The organism is Shinella sp. WSD5-1, assembly GCF_963942435.1.
GTDB classification, from domain to species: Bacteria; Pseudomonadota; Alphaproteobacteria; order Rhizobiales; family Rhizobiaceae; genus Shinella; species Shinella yambaruensis.
Genome location: NZ_OZ012598.1, coordinates 111,367 through 129,263, shown reverse-complemented (window position 1 = coordinate 129,263; position 17,897 = coordinate 111,367). Strand labels below are relative to the sequence as shown.

15 protein-coding genes and 3 riboswitches are annotated in these 17,897 nt (G+C 65.8%); of the genes, 8 read left to right on the top strand and 7 right to left on the bottom strand.

Features of this window, described 5'->3' with window-relative positions; genetic code table 11:
- Positions 1-99 precede the first annotated feature (99 nt).
- The 7 genes from AABQ55_RS27400 (at position 100) to AABQ55_RS27370 (ending at position 7,126) form a co-directional block, all read left to right on the top strand.
- The gene (locus AABQ55_RS27400) at positions 100-2,019 is read left to right on the top strand and encodes a TonB-dependent receptor plug domain-containing protein (protein ID WP_272808345.1); all 1,920 of its coding nucleotides are present in this window, start codon (positions 100-102) and stop codon (positions 2,017-2,019) included.
- Positions 2,019-2,867, top strand: coding sequence for an ABC transporter substrate-binding protein (locus AABQ55_RS27395; protein ID WP_272808346.1), 849 nt, complete (start codon positions 2,019-2,021; stop codon positions 2,865-2,867). The genes AABQ55_RS27400 and AABQ55_RS27395 overlap by 1 nt, the downstream gene beginning before the upstream one ends.
- A complete protein-coding gene (locus tag AABQ55_RS27390) occupies positions 2,864-3,865 on the top strand; it encodes a FecCD family ABC transporter permease (protein WP_272808347.1) in 1,002 nt (333 codons plus the stop codon). Before AABQ55_RS27395 ends, AABQ55_RS27390 begins: the two co-directional genes overlap by 4 nt.
- Positions 3,862-4,659: an ABC transporter ATP-binding protein gene (locus AABQ55_RS27385; protein WP_272808348.1), complete on the top strand. Its 798-nt coding sequence runs from the start codon at positions 3,862-3,864 to the stop codon at positions 4,657-4,659. The genes AABQ55_RS27390 and AABQ55_RS27385 overlap by 4 nt, the downstream gene beginning before the upstream one ends.
- Complete coding sequence (locus AABQ55_RS27380) at positions 4,652-5,686, top strand: DUF6925 family protein (protein ID WP_272808349.1); 1,035 nt, start codon at positions 4,652-4,654, stop codon at positions 5,684-5,686. Before AABQ55_RS27385 ends, AABQ55_RS27380 begins: the two co-directional genes overlap by 8 nt.
- Positions 5,670-6,392: an adenosylcobinamide amidohydrolase gene (locus AABQ55_RS27375; protein ID WP_272808350.1), complete on the top strand. Its 723-nt coding sequence runs from the start codon at positions 5,670-5,672 to the stop codon at positions 6,390-6,392. The genes AABQ55_RS27380 and AABQ55_RS27375 overlap by 17 nt, the downstream gene beginning before the upstream one ends.
- Positions 6,393-6,490: 98 nt before the next feature.
- Positions 6,491-7,126, top strand: coding sequence for a histidine phosphatase family protein (locus tag AABQ55_RS27370; protein WP_272808351.1), 636 nt, complete (start codon positions 6,491-6,493; stop codon positions 7,124-7,126).
- Between the two features lie 30 nt (positions 7,127-7,156).
- Here AABQ55_RS27370 and nrdF read toward each other — a convergent pair whose 3' ends face one another.
- From nrdF to AABQ55_RS27335, 7 genes are all read right to left on the bottom strand, one after another.
- Entirely contained in the window at positions 7,157-8,146 is a 990-nt protein-coding gene (nrdF, locus tag AABQ55_RS27365; RefSeq protein ID WP_272808352.1) for a class 1b ribonucleoside-diphosphate reductase subunit beta, read from the bottom strand.
- A gap of 179 nt (positions 8,147-8,325) precedes the next feature.
- Positions 8,326-10,473 carry a class 1b ribonucleoside-diphosphate reductase subunit alpha gene (gene nrdE / locus AABQ55_RS27360; protein ID WP_272808353.1) on the bottom strand — a complete coding sequence of 716 codons (2,148 nt, stop codon included), beginning with the start codon at positions 10,471-10,473 and terminating at the stop codon, positions 8,326-8,328.
- Positions 10,470-10,868 (bottom strand): class Ib ribonucleoside-diphosphate reductase assembly flavoprotein NrdI, encoded by a 399-nt coding sequence (gene nrdI / locus AABQ55_RS27355; RefSeq protein ID WP_272808354.1) that lies wholly within the window; start codon positions 10,866-10,868, stop codon positions 10,470-10,472. The genes nrdE and nrdI overlap by 4 nt, the downstream gene beginning before the upstream one ends.
- A gap of 9 nt (positions 10,869-10,877) precedes the next feature.
- Positions 10,878-11,099 (bottom strand): glutaredoxin-like protein NrdH, encoded by a 222-nt coding sequence (gene nrdH, locus AABQ55_RS27350; RefSeq protein WP_244770199.1) that lies wholly within the window; start codon positions 11,097-11,099, stop codon positions 10,878-10,880.
- A gap of 252 nt (positions 11,100-11,351) precedes the next feature.
- Positions 11,352-11,565, bottom strand: a riboswitch (cobalamin riboswitch).
- Between the two features lie 26 nt (positions 11,566-11,591).
- On the bottom strand, positions 11,592-12,383 hold the full coding sequence (locus tag AABQ55_RS27345; RefSeq protein ID WP_336314404.1) for an acyl-CoA thioesterase: 792 nt from the start codon (positions 12,381-12,383) through the stop codon (positions 11,592-11,594).
- Between the two features lie 23 nt (positions 12,384-12,406).
- A complete protein-coding gene (metE, locus tag AABQ55_RS27340) occupies positions 12,407-14,758 on the bottom strand; it encodes a 5-methyltetrahydropteroyltriglutamate--homocysteine S-methyltransferase (protein WP_272808355.1) in 2,352 nt (783 codons plus the stop codon).
- A gap of 101 nt (positions 14,759-14,859) precedes the next feature.
- Positions 14,860-15,074: riboswitch (cobalamin riboswitch) on the bottom strand.
- Positions 15,075-15,147: 73 nt separating this feature from the next.
- A complete protein-coding gene (locus tag AABQ55_RS27335; RefSeq protein ID WP_272808356.1) occupies positions 15,148-16,377 on the bottom strand; it encodes an aromatic ring-hydroxylating oxygenase subunit alpha in 1,230 nt (409 codons plus the stop codon).
- 431 nt (positions 16,378-16,808) lie between these two features.
- Positions 16,809-17,000: riboswitch (cobalamin riboswitch) on the top strand.
- Positions 17,001-17,093: 93 nt separating this feature from the next.
- On the opposite strand from AABQ55_RS27335, the gene AABQ55_RS27330 reads away from it, so the two are divergent.
- Entirely contained in the window at positions 17,094-17,891 is a 798-nt protein-coding gene (locus AABQ55_RS27330) for a (2Fe-2S) ferredoxin domain-containing protein (protein ID WP_272808357.1), read from the top strand.
- Positions 17,892-17,897 lie beyond the last annotated feature (6 nt).

The following is a 17,897-nucleotide window of genomic DNA, read 5'->3' as shown; positions in this document are numbered from 1 at the left end:
GCCGCGCCGGTGGACGGTTCGGGAAAGTGCCCGCTTTTCCATGATCCTCTCTTGCCCGCGGTGGAAAACCGTGCAGGCGCGTCCTGCCTTGGGGGAAAGATGAAAAAGCACCTGGCGGGGGCCTCCCTGCTCGTTATCGCGCTGTGTCCACCGGTTTACGCCCAGGAAAGGGCCGCGGCCGATGCGCCGACCGATCTCGACGAGATCGTCATCACCGACGGCCTGACCTCGGTGGACCTCAAGAAATCCGGCCGCGCCGTCACCGTCATCACGGGGGAGCAGATCGAGAAGAACCAGGTGCGCTATGTCGCCGATGCGCTTCGGCTCGTGCCGGGCTTCGCCGTGTCGCGCACCGGGTCTTTCGGCGGCCTTACGCAGGTGCGCGTGCGCGGGGCGGAAGGCAACCACGTGCTCGTGATGATCGACGGCGTCGAGGCCAACAACAACGACCAGGGCGAATTCGATTTCGGCAGCCTGATCGCCGACGATATCGAGCGCATCGAGATCCTGCGCGGCGCGCAGAGCACCTTCTGGGGCGCCAACGCCATGTCGGGCGTCATCAACATCATCACGAAACGCGGAGAGCGCGGCACCGCCACGTCGAGCGCGCGCACCGAGGTCGGCAGCGACGGCACCGTCATGGGCGCGCTTTCCACCCGGGGCGGCGGGGAAAACTACGATTATTCGCTCTCCGGCATGCTGCGCCGCACCGGCGGCTTCAACATTTCCGACATCGGCGGGGAAAAGGACGGCGACCGCAACGGCACGCTGAACGGCCGTTTCTCCGTCGACCTCTCGCCCGAGACGACAATCGATGGCACGCTGCGCTACGTGAACCGCCGCAGCGACCTCGACCAGCAGGACAACGACACGGCCATGGCCTATGACGTGGGCGACTATACGAAGAACCGCGAGCTTCTCGGCTCCATCGGCTTCAGCAACAGCGCGCTCGACGGCGCGTTGACGCAGAAGGCCCGGTTCTCCGCCTATGACCTTCACCGCTTCGATCATTCCGAAGCGTTCGGCGACAGCTGGAACGACGGCAACCGCTACAACGCCACCTACCAGGCCTCCTACCGCCATGACGCGCTGGAAAACCAGGTGCACCAGCTGACCGCCGGCTACGAATGGCAGCGCGAGACCTTCTCGCCGTCCCATCTCACGCAAACCTTCAGCCGCAACACCCATTCGCTGATCGGCGAATACCGGGGGGAATTCTTCGAGCAGTTCTATCTCAACGGCGGCATCCGGCAGGACTGGAACGGTGCATTCGCCGATGCCGCCACCTGGACGGTGAGCGCGGCCTGGCAGGTGCCGCAGGCCGATACGCGCCTGCATGCCTCCCTCGGCACCGCCGTCACCAACCCCACCTTCTACGAGCAGTTCGGCTATTTTCCCGGCACGTTCAAGGGCAACCCCAACCTGAAGCCGGAGGAAAGCCTCGGCTGGGACATTGGTGTCGAGAAGAGCCTCTTCGACGGCGGCCTCGTCGTCGACGTGACCTACTTCCGCCAGAATCTCGAAAACGAGATCGCCACGGTCTTCAATCCGGACTTCACGTCGACGCCGGTCAACCGTGACGGCGAAAGCCGCCGGCAGGGCGTCGAGGTCTCCGCGACGGTCGACTTCTTCAACGGCCTCACGCTGACCGGCGCCTATACCTATACGCATGCGACCGAGCAGGCGGAGGCCGGCGGGCCGCGTCTTGAGGAGGTGCGCCGGCCGCGCCACATGGGCTCGCTGAACGCCGCCTATGTCTTCCACGACGAGCGGGCGCGCGTCTTTGCCGAGGCGGTGTTCAACGGAAGGATGAAGGACGTGGTTTTCGCCACCCTCGTTCCGCCGCGCGTGACGCTCGGCGGCTACACGGTGGTCAATGTCGGCGGCAGCTTCAAGGTCAACGACACGGTGGAGGTCTTCGGCCGCATCGACAACCTGTTCGACCGCGACTACCAGGAAGTCTACGGCTTCAACACGCCGGGCCTGACGGCCTTCGCCGGCCTGAAGGCGACCTTCTGATGGGCAGCCGGCGCTGGCTTGCGGTGACCCTTGCCGGCCTCGCCTGGCCGGCCGCGGCCACAGGTGCCGACAACGTTCCGCAGCGTGTCGTGTCGATGAATGTCTGCACCGACCAGCTGGCCATGCTCGTCGCACGGCCCGGCCAGCTCCATTCGGTCTCCTATCTGGCGCGCGACGCCGGCACCTCGGCCATGGCGGAGGAGGCCGGCGCCTATGCCGTCAACCATGGGCTGGCGGAGGAGATCTTCCTGATGAAGCCTGACCTCGTGCTCGCCGGCACCTACACGACGCGCACGACCATCTCGCTGCTGCGCCGGCTCGGCTTCCGCGTCGAGGAATTCCAGCCGGAAGCCTCCTTCGACGAGGTCCGCGCGAACCTCGCCCGCATGGGCGACCTGCTCGGCAATCCCGTGCGGGCGAAGACGCTGATCGCCGGCATGGATGCGCAGATCGCGGCGCTCGAAGCCGCAGGGACGCCGCGGCTGCGCACCGCCCTCACCTTCGCCAACAGCTACACCGCCGGCTCCGGCACGCTCGTTTCCGAAGTGGTGAAGCGCGCGGGCCTCGACAACATCGCCGAGATGCTGGGCATGACGGGAACCGCCCGCCTGCCGCTGGAACTGCTCGTCCTTGCCGATCCCGAGCTGATGGCGGGCGGCCGGTCAGAGGTCGAAGGGCCGGCCCTTGCCGAACAGAACTTCGCCCATCCGGCCTATCGCGCCCTTGCGGCGGCCACCGCCGAGGCACCCCTCGAAAACCGGCTGACCGTCTGCGGCGGGCCGTTCACCCTTGAGGCCGCCCGCGCCCTGCAGGCCGCCGCACGCCGGGCCAGGGGAGCCGCACCGTGACCATCCGCTCCCATTTCCGGACCACCCTCGTCTTCCTTGCGGCGATAACCCTCGCGCTCTTTCTCCTCTCGCTCACCATCGGCCCGGCCGACGTCGCCTTTTCCGACAGTCTTCGCGCCCTGTTCGGCGGCGGCGAGGAACTGCTCGTCCTGGTGATGCAGGAGATCCGCCTGCCCCGCGCGCTGCTCGGCCTCATCGTCGGGGCGACGCTCGGCCTTTCGGGGGCGGCGCTGCAGGGATATCTGCGCAATCCGCTGGCCGAGCCGGGGCTGATCGGCATCAGCGCCTCGGCCTCGCTCGGCGCCGTCATCGCCATCTATACCGGCCTTTCGGCGCTTTTCATGCTCGCCCTGCCGCTCATGGCGCTGGCCGGCGCGATGCTGGCCGTCCTCGTCCTCAAGGCGATGGCAGGCGTGGACGGGCGGCCGCTCACGGTCATCCTCACCGGCATCGCGATCTCCAGCCTTGCCGGCGCGATGACCTCGCTGGTGCTCAACCTCTCGCCCAATCCCTTCGCGGCGACGGAGATCATGTACTGGATGCTCGGTTCGCTCACCGACCGCTCCATGCCACATGTCTGGCTGGTGCTGCCCTTCACGGCGGCCGGCTGGCTGCTGCTGTTCCGTCTCGGCCGGGCGCTCGACGCGCTGGCCCTCGGCACCGATGCAGCCGCGAGCATGGGCGTCGACCTTGCGCGGGTGCAATGGCTTGCCGTTGCCGGCACCGCGCTCTCGGTCGGGGCCGCCACCGCCGTCACGGGCGCCATCGGCTTCGTCGGCCTCGTCGTGCCGCATGTGCTGCGGCCCCTTGTCGGCGCACAGCCCTCGCGGCTGCTGCCGGCCAGCGCGCTCGGCGGTGCGGCGCTCCTGCTCTGCACCGACACGCTGGTGCGCGTCATCGCCCCGGATCGCGACATCAAGCTCGGCGTGCTGACGGCCATCGTCGGCGCCCCCTTCTTCTTCTGGCTCGTCTGGTCGCACAGGAGGGCGGGGCTGTGAGCATCCTCACCATCGAGAACCTGTCGGCGACGCTCGCCGGCAAGCGCGTCGTGGACGGCGTCTCGCTCACCGTCGGCAAGGGCAGCTTCACCGGCCTCATCGGTCCGAACGGCGCCGGCAAGTCGACCTTCCTGCGCGCCTGCCTCGGTCTCGTGCCGGCCAGCGGCACGGTCCGCCTCGACGGCGTCGACCTCGCCGGCCTTCGTGCCGCGGAGCGCGCACGCCACCTCGCCTATCTGCCGCAGGAACGCGAGACCGCCTGGGCGATGAGCGTAGAGGCCGTGGTGGCGCTCGGGCGCCTGCCGCACCATGCGCGCTTCGCCGCCCCTTCGGAACGGGATCGGGCGGCGATAGAGGCCGCGATCACCCGCATGGACCTTTCCGCCTTCCGCCACCGCGCCGTCACCAGCCTTTCCGGCGGCGAACGGGCACGCGTGCTCATCGCGCGGGCGCTTGCGCAGGAAACGCCGGTGCTGCTGGCGGACGAGCCGCTGGCCGGGCTCGACCCGCAGCACCAGATCGCGCTCATGCGGCTCTTCCGGGAGTTGGCGGTGGAGGGCCGGATCGTCATCGCCTCCATGCACGACCTGACGCTCGCCGCGCGCTGGTGCGACCGGCTGCTCCTCCTGCATCGCGGCCGCGCCCATGCGGAAGGCCGGCCGGAGGCGGTGCTGACCGCAAGGACCCTTGAAGACGTCTATACGGTCGAGGCGTTCATCGGCGCCGCCGCCGGCGGCCTGATCGTGCAGCCGGTCGACCTGTCGCAGAAGAAGGATGAAGACGACCATGGCTGATCTCCGGGATATCCTGCAAACCCACCTCGTCGACGAGAAGGCGGGCTGGAGCATGGGCTCCTTCGGCGCCATCGCGGAATTCCACCAGGACAAGGGCGAATATCTCGAAGCCGATGCGCCGGCCCTCTTCGTGCGGGCGACCCGGCGCGGCGCGATCCGCCTCAATGCCGTGACGGTGGACCGGATCGAGCCCGTCGCCTACGAGACGCTGAGCCCGAAGCCGCACCGCTGGAGCCACGCCGTCGCCCTGTGCCTGCCCCACCGGGAGGCCGCCGGGAACCGGCGCGATACCCTTACGGAACTCGGGCCGGACGAGGATGCGGTGCGCCCCGCCGACCGCAGGGCGATCCTCTTCGACATGGGCCTCGGCCTGCCGCAATGCGATTTCTGCATCCGTACCGCGGATCCGGACCTCCTCGCCCTCCTCCGGGAAAATGCCGGGCGCAGCCTGTTCGATCCTGCAAATCCGGCCGGCGGCGCCATCCTGAAGGCCCATCCCCACCGGGTCGCGCTGACGCGCATCGGCCGCGTCGAGGTCTTCCAGAAGATCGGCGGGCCGGATACCGGCGGTGTCTCGCCGCCCGGGCCCCATACCCACCTCCTGCCGCAGCTCCTGAAAGCGAACCGCACCCATTCGGCCAACACGCCGATCCCCGGCCATCTGGTGCCGCTCGGCTATCTCCACCCGGCCAACCCGGTCATGGACGGCATGGGAGCGGATACGGACTTCGACATCGACGCCCACGCCCGCTTCCAGGGTCTCTACGACCAGTTCGCCCGCCCCGACCTGCCGCTTCTGCGCAAGGCCGTGCTGGAGGCGCTGGGCCGGAAGGTCGAACCGGATGATTTCATCGCCCCCTCTGACCGCTTCGGCCGCGCGGCGCTGCGCCTGACGCTGCGCCAGCAGCACCGCCTCGCCGAAAAATTCTCCGGCAGCACCTATTGCGAGCTGGTGGCGCGCTGGCGCGCGGTCTTCGACAAGGCCTCCGACACCGCAGCGGCGGACGACGATGCGCCCGGCCATTGAACGGGAAGGATCCGCAGGCCGCATACACGCCTTCTCGATCCGCTGGGCGGCGCCTTTCCTCGTCGCGGAATTCACCGAGCCGCAGAACATGCTGAGCTGGTCGCTCACCCGGCCGGGCTTCGTCATTGCACGCTCCGTCGCCTGGCTCGAGGTCCGCGACGGGGACCTGCCGGCGCATGTCGATCCCGTCGCGCTCTTGCGCAGGCGCATGGAGGCCGCCGGCCATGGCGAGGCGGTGCATCTCATGACGTCGCGCAGCCTCGTGCACCACCATCTCGCCAGCGCCGAGGCCGGCGCCGTCACCTCCTCCTGCCTCGCCACCGTCGGCCTTTCCAATGCCGGCCGGGTGGGCGAACCGTTCGACGGAAGCGCGCCGGCCGGCACGATCAACCTCCTCGCCCATGCCGGAACGCCGTTGTCCGATGCGGCGCGCATCGAGGCACTGTCGATCGCCGCCGAAGCCCGTACGGCCGCCGTCATCGATCTCGGGCTCATCCGCGATGGCCACGTCGTGACCGGCACGGGAACGGACTGCATCGTCGTCGCCTCGCCCTGCGGAAACCCCGAAGCCCCCTTTGCCGGGCTTCACACCGACGTCGGCCTTTCGCTGGGGCGCGCCGTCTACGACGCGGTCAGGGCAGGCGGGCTGCACTGGCTCGCGGAGCGGCGGAGCCCACGCCCGCAAAATGCGGCGACGGGGATTTGACCGCTGCGGGATTCCACTGGCGTGCCGGGATGATATGGATATCCATCGGCGGCGCGCCAGCGCGGCGTCCCTTGTCCCTTGACCAGCGTGGAGCATGGATGGACGTGAAGACGGAAGCAGAAGAGCCGAAGCCGGCCGCAGGCAGGGCCACGCGCCTTGTGATCCTGTGCCGCGGCGCGACCGTGGCCAATCAGCAATCGCGATTTTCCTCCGGTGATCCGCTGCTGCCCAGGGAGCAGGCGCGACTGGGCGAACTGGCCCGGGGCCTCCGCCGGTTCGAGACCGTGCTGCACGCACCCGAGCGTCCTGCCATCGAAACCGCTGCCGCCTTCTCCCCCGTCGCGGCATCGTGCCCGGCGCTCCGGGATGCCGACTACGGACGATGGAACGGCCGGACGGTTGCGGATGTGGCGGAACGGTCGCCGGAGGACCTGCAGCGCTGGATGTCCGACCCGTCCTCTACCCCGCATGGCGGCGAGCCGTTCGAGACGGTGCAGGCCCGGGCGGCGACCTGGCTGGAGAGCCGGCATGCGAAAGGCGGCAACACGCTGGCCGTCACCCATGCCATCGTCCTGAAGCTGCTGTTCCTGCATGTGACCGGTGCGCCGCTGGCCTCGATCTGGCGTATCGACGTCGAGCCGCTCGGCATGCTGGCGCTTTCCAGCGACGGCAGGCGCTGGGCACTGCGAAGCTTCGGCACGGGGCTGCCGGGCGGACCGCCGGAAAACGGCTGACCCGCCGCGCGGAATCTCGGGCTCCCGGCCTCAGAAGTCCCAATCCTCGTCCTCGGTCGCCACCGCCTTGCCGATGACATAGGACGAGCCGGAGCCGGAGAAGAAGTCGTGGTTCTCGTCGGCATTCGGCGAGAGGGCGGAAAGGATGGCCGGGTTGACCTTGCAGGCTTCCGGCGGGAAGAGCGCTTCGTAGCCGAGATTCATCAGGGCCTTGTTGGCATTGTAGTGCAGGAACTTCTTGACGTCCTCGGTCAGGCCGACGCCATCATAGAGCTCCTCGGTATATCTCGCCTCGTTGTCATAGAGATCAAGCAGCAGGTCGAAGGAAAAGTCCTTGATCTCCTGCCGCTTCTCCGCGCTCAACCGCTCTGTCCCGCGCTGGAACTTGTAGCCGATATAGTAGCCGTGCACCGCCTCGTCGCGAATGATGAGGCGGATCATATCGGCGGTGTTGGTGAGCTTGGCGCGGCTCGACCAGTACATCGGCAGATAGAAGCCGGAATAGAACAGGAAGCTTTCGAGGAAGACGCTGGCGACCTTCTTCCTCAGGGGATCGCCGGAGACATACTGCTCCATGATCAGTGCTGATTTCTTCTGCAGGAACTCATTCTCCTCAGACCAGCGATAGGCGTCGTCCACGTCGGGCGTCAGGCACAACGTCGAGAAGATCGAGGAGTAGGAGCGCGCGTGCACGGCCTCCATGAAGGAGATGTTGGAGAGCACCGCCTCCTCGTGCGGCGTGACGGCATCCTCCATCAGCCTCACTGCGCCGACACCGTTCTGGATCGTGTCCAGCAGGGTCAGGCCGGTGAAGACGCGGATGGTGAGCTTCTGCTCCTCCGGCTTCAGCGTCGCCCAGGAGGGGATGTCGTTGGAGAGCGGCACCTTCTCCGGCAGCCAGAAATTGCCGGTGAGCCGGTTCCAGACTTCCAGGTCCTTGTCGTCCTCGATGCGGTTCCAGTTGATGGCGCGCACGGCGGTGGCCGCCTTCGGGGTCTTGGTCTTCACTTGGATGTTCATGGCGTTCCTCGAATTCGAAATCTTCTTGCTCTGCCCCTCATCCGGCTGCCGCCACCTTCTCCCCGCGGACGGGGAGAAGGGATATGCCGCACCGTTTTCCACAAACATCCCCGCTTCGGCGGGGCAGGTCCCCTCTCCCCGCTTGCGGGGAGAGGGTTAGGGTGAGGGGCAGCCCGGGTTTAAAGCGCGCACGACACGCAGCCCTGCACTTCCGTGCCGGACAGCGCCATCTGGCGAAGGCGGATATAGTAGATGGTCTTGATGCCCTTCTTCCAGGCGTAGATCTGCGCCCGGTTGATGTCGCGCGTCGTCGCCGTGTCGCGGAAGAACAGCGTCAGTGACAGGCCCTGGTCGACATGCTGCGTCGCCGCCGCGTAGGTATCGATGATCTTCTCCGGACCTATCTCGTAAGCGTCCTGATAATAGTCCAGGTTGTCGTTCGTCATGAAGGCGGCCGGATAGTAGACGCGGCCGATCTTGCCCTCCTTGCGGATCTCGATCTTCGAGACGATCGGGTGGATCGAGGAGGTCGAGTGATTGATGTAGGAGATCGAGCCCGTCGGCGGCACGGCCTGGAGGTTCTGGTTGTAGAGCCCGCCTTCCATGACGGCCTTCTTCAGCTCCAGCCAGTCCTCCTGCGTCGGGATATGGATGCCGGCTTCCGCGAACAGGCCCTGCACCTTCTCCGTCGCCGGCAGCCATTCGGCCTCGGTATATTTGTCGAAGTACTCGCCCGAGGCGTATTTCGAGTTCTCGAAGCCCTTGAAGCTGACACCCTTCTCCACCACCAGCCGGTTGGAGGCGCGGATGGCGTGGTAGGTCACCGTGTAGAAATAGATATTGGTGAAGTCGACGCCTTCTTCCGAACCGTAGAAGATGCGCTCGCGGGCGAGATAGCCGTGCAGGTTCATCTGCCCGAGGCCGATCGCGTGGCTGTCGTCATTGCCCTTTTCCACCGACGGAACCGAGGAGATATGGCTCATCTCGGAGACCGCCGTCAGCGCGCGGATCGCCGTCTCGATCGTCTGGCCGAAATCCGGCGAATCCATCGCAGCGGCGATGTTGAGCGAGCCGAGATTGCAGGAAATGTCCTTGCCCATCTTCGAATAGGAGAGGTCGTCGTTGAATTCGCTCGCCTCGCTCACCTGCAGGATTTCCGAGCAGAGATTGCTCATGGTGATGCGGCCGGCGATCGGGTTGGCCCGGTTCACCGTGTCCTCGAACATGATGTAGGGGTAGCCCGATTCGAACTGGATCTCGGCGATGATCTGGAAGAAGTCGCGCGCCTTGATCTTCTTCTTGCGGATGCGCCCGTCCTCGACCATCTCGCGATACTTTTCCGTCACCGAGATTTCGGTGAAGGGCACGCCGTAGACGCGCTCCACGTCATGCGGCGAGAAGAGGTACATGTCGTCGTTGCTGCGGGCGAGCTCGAAGGTGATGTCGGGAATGACGACGCCGAGCGACAGCGTCTTGATGCGGATCTTCTCGTCGGCATTCTCGCGCTTGGTGTCGAGGAAGCGCATGATGTCGGGATGATGGGCATGCAAGTAGACCGCCCCCGCGCCCTGCCGCGCTCCGAGCTGGTTGGCGTAGGAGAACGAGTCTTCCAGCAGTTTCATCACCGGGATGACGCCCGAGGACTGGTTCTCGATCTGCTTGATCGGCGCGCCCATCTCGCGGAGGTTGGTAAGCGAGAGTGCGACGCCCCCGCCGCGCTTGGACAGCTGCAGGGCGGAATTGATGGAGCGGCCGATGCTCTCCATGTTGTCCTCGACACGCAGCAGGAAGCAGGAGACGAGCTCGCCGCGCTGCTTCTTGCCGGCATTGAGGAAGGTCGGCGTCGCCGGCTGGAAGCGGCCGGAAATGATCTCGTCGACGAGGCCGCGGGCAAGCTGCTCGTTGCCGCGCGCCAGGGTCAGCGCCACCATGCAGACGCGATCCTCGTAGCGCTCCAGGTAGCGCTTCCCGTCGAAGGTCTTCAGCGTATAGGACGTATAATACTTGAAGGCGCCCAAAAAGGTCGGAAAGCGGAATTTCCTGTCATAGGCATGATCGAACAGATCGCGCACGAAGTTGAAGGAATACTGGTCCAGCACCTCCTGCTCGTAATACCCCTCCGTCACCAGGTAATCGAGCTTTTCCCGGAGATTGTGGAAGAACACCGTGTTCTGGTTGACGTGCTGGAGGAAATACTGCTTTGCCGCCAGCCGGTCCTTGTCGAGCTGGATCTTCCCCGTCTCGTCGTAGAGGTTCAGCATCGCGTTCAGCGCGTGGTAGTCCAGCGCCGTGATCTCCGGTGCCTTCGGTGCTTTTTCGAGCGTCATCGTGTCCAAAATCGTTCCAGTCCCTGTCTGACGTTGTCGACATCCTCGTCCGTCCCGAGCAATTCGAAACGATAGAGGAACGGCACGGCGCATTTTGCGGAGATGATGTTGCCCGCGACGGCATAGCCGGTGCCGAAATTGGTATTGCCGGCCGCGATCACGCCGCGGATCAGGCTGCGGTTGCGGGGATTGTTGAGGAAGCGGATGACCGGTTTCGGCACCGCCCCCTTCTCCCCGCCCCCGCCATAGGTCGGCGAGACCAGCACGAAAGGCTTTCCCGCCTCCGGCGGTTCCCCGGCCGCGTCGACCGGGAGCCGCAGCGCCGCGACCCCGAGCTTCCCGACGAAGCGGTGGGTGTTTTCCGACCGGCTGGAGAAATAGACGAGCCGGGTCATCGCGCGGGGTCAGGCGAGCGCGCTGATCATGTCCGGGCGGAAGCCGGCCCAGTGCTGCTCGCCGGCAACGACGACGGGCACCTGGCGATAGCCGAGACCCTGCACGAGCGCGAACGCATCGGCATCCTCGGAGATATCGACGACGCTGTAGTCGATGCCCTGGCGGTCGAGCGCACGGGTGGTCGCGGTGCACTGGACGCAGGCGGGTTTCGAATAGACGGTGATGGACATGGCTTTCCTCGTGATTTGGCAATCGGGCATCAGGAATCGTTCGGACATCCGCCGATGACCGTTCTTCAGGCTGGGAGATGACAGGGGCGGCCGCCCGCGAACGGCCGGACGCGGGGCGCCGCTTACTCGCGCGGAGGAACTGGAAACAAAATCGACATGACTTCACCCCGAGACATTTCTGCGGGGCATCAGGGGAGACGGCGGGGCGGCATCACTCGCGCCCCAACGCTCGCCGACCGGACACCCCGCCCGTGGACGTTCATGCGCGAGGCAGGTCTCCTGGCTTGCGGGTCGCGGCATCCGTTCGCCTTCCCAGGACATACATCCCAGTGGCTTTGTCGAACGAATGCTCACCGCTTACAGTTGCGGGGGCAGCTCCGGATTGACGCGGCATCATGCCGCCCCGGATTCCCGTCTTAGCCTTCGATCCTCTCGAATCGAAGGAACCTCGAACACAAGATATAGTAGACGAGGTAAAAAATGCGTCAACGGCTATGATGGCTTATCAACGGTTTCGTGACGGCCGACGGGAACGGGACGGTCCTGCCGATCGACCGCGACCATGACGAAACGGCCGTTCGCGGTGCATGTGCGGGTCCCGCTCGTCAGGTCTTCCGACCAGAGCTCGACCGCGACGGTCATCGACGTACGCCCGACGCGGGCCACGGTGGCCACCGTATCCACGATCAACCCCACGGCGACCGGCGCACGGAAATCGACCCGTTCGGAGGCGGCAAGCACCGTGATGCACCGGCCGTGGCGCGTGGCGGCGACGAAGGCGGCCTTGGTCATGGCGGCGAGTGCCTCGCCGCCGAACATGCGGCCGGAACTGTTCGCCTGGTCGGCGAAAACGATATCGCTCGTGCATGCCCCGTGGCTGGGCGGCTCCCGCATGTCCGCCAGCGACGGAAGGCACCAGCCCGGCGTCTTGCCTTCCGGAACGGCCACCATGCTGAAGCTGCCGCGCGTGCACAGCCGCCGTTCGCCGCTGACGAGGCCTTCGGCGACCATCTCCACCTCCACCGTCATCGATGTGCGGCCGACACGCGAGACGCGCGCCACAAGCTCGACCAGCTCCCCGACGCGCGCGGGGGCCTGGAAATCGACGCGATCGACGGATGCCGTCACGAAGGGCACGCGCCCGTGGCGGGTCGCGGCGATGAAGGCGATGCGGTCCATCAGCGCCAGCCCGGCGCCGCCGAACAGCGTGCCGTGATGGTTGGTATCCCCCGGGAAGACAAGATCGACGAGACGGCTGGGCGATGCCGGGATTGCTCCCGGCATCGCAGTGTCTTCAAGCGCACGCTTCATTGCGCCGCCACCGCCGAGCCGTCTTCGCCCCGCAGGCGGCGCGCGGCCTCCACCATGTTGACGAGCGCCGGCCTGACCTCCTCCCACTTGCGCGTCTTGAGCCCGCAGTCGGGATTGATCCAGAGCTGGCGGTCCTCGAGACGCCGCCGGGCGAGCGACAGGAGATCGGTCATCTCCTCCACGTCGGGCACGCGCGGCGAGTGGATGTCGTAGACGCCCGGGCCGATTTCGTTCGGATACTGGAAGTTCCTGAAGGCATCGAGCAGCTCCATCTTCGAACGCGAGGTCTCGATGGAGATGACGTCGGCATCCATGGCGGCGATCGCCGCGATGATGTCGTTGAACTCCGAATAGCACATGTGGGTGTGGATCTGGGTTTCGTCGGAGACCCCGGAGGAGCAAAGGCGGAAGGATTCGACTGCCCAATCCAGATAGTGCTGCCAGTCCTTGTGGCGAAGCGGCAGGCCTTCCCGGAGAGCCGCCTCGTCGATCTGGATCATCTTCGCACCAGCCTTCTCCAAATCCACGACCTCATCGCGGATGGCGAGCGCGATCTGGCGGCACGTCGCGCTCCGGAGGATATCATCCCGCACGAACGACCAGTTGAGGATGGTCACCGGTCCGGTCAGCATGCCCTTCACCGGCTTGGCGGTGAGCGACTGGGAATATTGCCACCAGCGCACGGTCATCGGGTTCGGCCGCGAGACGTCGCCGAAGATGATCGGTGGGCGCACGTAACGCGAACCGTAGCTCTGCACCCAGGCATGCTGCGTGAAGGCGAAGCCCGAAAGCTGCTCGCCGAAATACTGCACCATGTCGTTGCGCTCGAACTCGCCGTGAACAAGCACGTCGAGCCCGATCTCCTCCTGCCAGCGGATGGCCGCCGCCGTTTCCTGCTGGAGGAAGGCTTCGTAGTCCTTGTAGCTGAGCGTGCCCCTGGCATGGGCGGAACGGGCCTTGCGAACGTCACCGGTCTGCGGGAACGAGCCGATCGTCGTGGTCGGGAAGAGCGGCAGCTTGATCGTTTCCGCCTGGACCTGCCGGCGCGCCTCAAAGGCGTGCTTGCGGGCCTTCATGCCGGCGTCGATGCCGGCAATGCGCCCCTGCACGAGCGGGTCGGTCACTTTCGGCGAGGATGCACGGGCGGCGATAGCCTGCGAGGCGCTGTCGATGGCGTGCCGGACGGCATCCCTGCCCTGCGCAAGCCCCTTGCCGAGCGTTGAGAGCTCGCCGAGCTTCTGCGTGGCGAAGGACAGCCAGGACTTCAGATCGGGATCGAGTGCCGTTTCCAGTTCAAGGTCGATCGGGACATGGAGGAGCGAGCACGAGGCCGCGACCTCCACCAATTCGCCACCACGCCCTTCCACGAGCGGGGCCAGCCGGTCGAGAATGGCGGCGAGGTTCGCCCGCCAGATGTTGCGCCCGTCAACGACGCCGAGCGACAGGACCTGCCCGGGGCGAACGGCGCTTGCGACCGCGTCGAGCTGTTCGGGCGCGCGGGCAAGATCGATGTGCAGGCCGGCCACCGGCAGCACGGCCGCTGCATCGAGATTGTCCGCAAGCGCGCCGAAATAGGTCGTCAGCATGACCTTCAGGCCGGGCGCGGCCTTGGCCAGCGCCTCATAGGCCAGCTTGAAGGCATGGCGCTCGCCCTCCGTCAGATCGAGCGCCAGGATCGGCTCGTCAACCTGCACCCAGTCGGCGCCCGCAGCGCCCAGGCGGCGGAAGAGTTCTTCGTAGACCGGGAGCAGCCGCGTCAGGAGGTCGAGCGGCTTGAAGGTCGAGGGCCGCGCCTTGGCGAGCTTGAGGAACGTGACCGGGCCGAGCACCACCGGGCGCGTGTGGATGCCGAGGGCCTTGGCTTCCAGGAAGTGAGCGACGGGCTTCTGCGTGGTCAGCCTGAAGACCTGGTCTTCCGCGACTTCCGGAACCATGTAGTGGTAGTTGGTGTCGAACCACTTCGTCATTTCCAGCGCCGGAACCCCGTGGCCGTGACGGGCGTGGCCGCAATCCGCATGGCCGTCGCCCTGGCTGCCGCGCGCCATGGCGAAATAGAGGGACAGCGGCACCTCCCCGCCATCCCACCCATAAACATGCGGAATGGCGCCGACCATGACGGCCGTGTCCAGAACGTGATCGTAGAAGGAGAAATCGTTGGAGGGGATCCGCGTGATCCCGTGTTCCTGCTGAAGCTTCCAGTGTTCGGCACGCAGCGTCTTCGCCGTTTCGATAAGTTCGGTGTCCGGGATCCTGCCGGACCAGAAGGCTTCGAGCGCAAACTTCAGCTCGCGGTGGCGGCCGATGCGCGGAAAGCCCAGAGAAGCGGTCGCAAGAGATTGATGTGACATTGTCATACCCCATTGGTTTCTGGGGGCATGGGTAAAGCGGACGCGTGCAGGCCCGCCGTCTTGACGGGCAGGTGCAGCAACCACCGGGACACCCCGCCCGTGGACGTTATTTCGTCTTGGCAGGTCTCCTGGCTCACGGGTCATCGCCGCTGTCCGTCTTCCCAAGGCTCTCGCCTCAGTGACATTGCTGGACAGCGGCTCGCCGCTCACAGTTGCGGGGGCAGCCCCGGCATTGCCGAACGATCGGCGCACCGGATTCCCTCTTAGCCCTGAAGCGGACATACCGCCCCAGGGAACCACGACGCGACGACTTCACGCCATCACGGACAGATTGTCAATATACATAAAGAAATCTTTATATCTTTATTTATCTGGTTGCTCCGAAATTCTCAGGGGCGGCCGATCTCGTCGAGATACCAGTCGATGTAGCGCAGCTCGTTATGTTCCATCGGCGCGATGGGGCCGGGCACGAAATAGTGCGATTGCACCCCGCGCGCCGTATGCTCGATGATCGCCTTGTCCTCCGCCGTCGTGACCTTCCAGAGCCAGGTCAGCTTCGCGAGGTCGTAGTCCCTGCCTTCCTCCGCCTTGCCGTCGACGAGCCAGATCAGTTCCATCTCGCAGCTTTCCGCCGTCTTCGGAATGAAGCGGTAGATCATGCCATGGTCCGGATAGCAGACGAGGAAGGTCGTGCCGCCGAGATGGATGGAGGTGACGCCGCCGTCGAAACCGGTGAAGCGCCCCATCAGCGGCGCGACCGCCCTGCCGTCCTCGCTGCCGCTCTCCACACCCTCATAGAGCGCGTAGCGGAAGGCGTGGATCGCCTCGCGGCCTTCGCGCGAGGTCTGCCAGTGATTGCCCGAGCCGACCTCGATGCCGAGGGCGCAGGTGCGCTGCTCCATCGCGGCATTCATCGCCTCGATCATGTGCAGCGGCTGCTCCAGCGCATGGGTCTGCGAATATTCGGGGTGCGCGGGACCGCAATGATAGCATTCGACGTAGTTTTCGACGGCGAGCTTCCAGTTGGCGGCAACCGGGTAGCTTTCGCGGTGGGCAACCTTGGCGCTTCCCCAGCCATACTGGCCACAGGTCGCATGCAGGAGGTGCTCGACCTCGGAAAACGCCAGCGGCACCTCGGCGAAGGAGATGAAGATCAGGCCTTCCACGACGCGGACATGCAGCGTCTTCAGCCCATGGTCCTCCCGCCTGAAATCCTTCGGCATCAGGCGCGCGGCGCGCAGGCTGCCATCATTGCCATAGGTCCAGGCGTGATAGGGACAGACGAAGACCCGCGCATTGCCCTTCGGCTTCGTGCAGACCTCCGCGCCGCGATGGCGGCAGACATTGAGCATGGCATGGATCGAGCCACCCGGCGCGCGGGTGACGATGACCTGCTCGGTATCGATGCGGAAGACCTCGAAGTCGTTCACGTCGGGGATGACGCTCTCGTGGGCGATGCAGTGCCAGTGGCGCCGGAAGATGCGCTCCATGTCGCGCCGGTAGATTTCCGGATCATGGTAGAATGGGCGGGCGAGACCATGGCCCGGCCGGTGCCCGGCAACAAGCCGGTCGATGAAATCAGCAGTTTTGTCGATTAAGGCTTCCGCGGTCGTTACCATGCTCGTTTCCCATAAATACCGGCTTTTGATCAGTATTCAGGGATGGAAGAACTAAAACAAGATCAATGGCTTGCTCCTATTAATCGATAAAATCGATCACGACGTCAGGCGCCGGAGACGGTTTCATGTCGCGATTGGAGATTCCGCGATCTTGCCGCACACGGTGCACCTCCCTCGCGCATCCTCCGGCGGAAATGCCAAATCCGGCAATCGGATCATCGGGATGCGATAGATCGGCCGAAGAATAGATCGCCCGTTCCGGGCTGGCAGACGGGCCGACGGAGCCGGGCCGGGCTTCCTGAATGCGTCATCGTGGTGGGTGGGTGACCGGCATCCGCGATCCGCCATGGCCGGGGCGTGCTCGAAGATCATCGGCGCCTTTCGGGAATCGGGCCGAGGCCGGCAGGCCGGTTGACAGCACCGACCGAGGCTGTAGGTTCACCGCGTCATGGTTCTCCTGCCGTCGGCAGGAGCTAAGAGGGAATCCGGTGGAAGACCGGAGCTGTCCCGCAACTGTAAGCGGTGAGCCTTTCGCCCACGATGTCACTGGCAGAGATGCCGGGAAGACGGGCCGAAGGCCTCGACCCGCAAGCCAGGAGACCTGCCTGACATCGTGTGATTCCGTGGTCGGGGTGTGCCGCAGGAATGACGGCTGTCACCGCAGGCGCTGTGAGAGAAACCCGTCATTTCGATGCCGCCTCGCAAATGAGGCAGCGTTGACGACCAAGAGCACCAGTCCTTCTTCGAGCCCCCCGGCGCCGGACGCCGTGCTGCTCCTTGCCAAGTCCGCCTTCGCCGCCGCACCGCACCAGGACATGCGGCGCCTCGCCACGCTCGCCGAGGGCCTCGCCGGCGCCCGGATCGTACGCTTCGCCTTCACCGAACAGGGCACGCCCTCGCTGCGCGAGGCCCTGCTCGATCTCGTCGAAGAAAATGCCGGCAGGATCCTTCTCGTCCCGCTGATGCTGCCGATGGAGCCGAGCTTTCACAACTGGCTGACGAAAACGCTGAAGCGCTGGCGGGCGGCCGATCCGCGTCCCTGGCCGTCGCTGTCGATTGCCGCAAGCCCTGCCTCCAGCACCGTCATGGCGCGCCTCATCGAAGACCTTGCCGGGACGTCGCAGGACCTGGATCTGTCCGCCCCTGCCCGGCCGGCCGCCGAAGGCTCGCTCGTGCCGGCGCAGAAGCGCCGCGTGCTCGTCTGCCAGGGCGGCCCCTGCAACTCGGCCGGCGCGGACGCCATCTGGGGACACCTGCGCAACCAGCAGGAGCGGCAGAAGCTGCGCGTGACCGGCGATGGCGTCATGACCGCCAAGTCCACCTGCCTCGGCCCCTGCAACCTCTCGCCCGTCCTGCAGGTCTTCCCGGAGGGGACCTATTACGGCGGCGTCACGGAAGAGGCCGTCGACCGGATCATTGCCGAACACCTCGTCGGCGGCCGGATCGTCGAGGCCTACGCCTATCACCCGACCGGCCGCAAGCAGCGGCTGCGCCATCTTCCCGAACAGACCTGAAGGAGA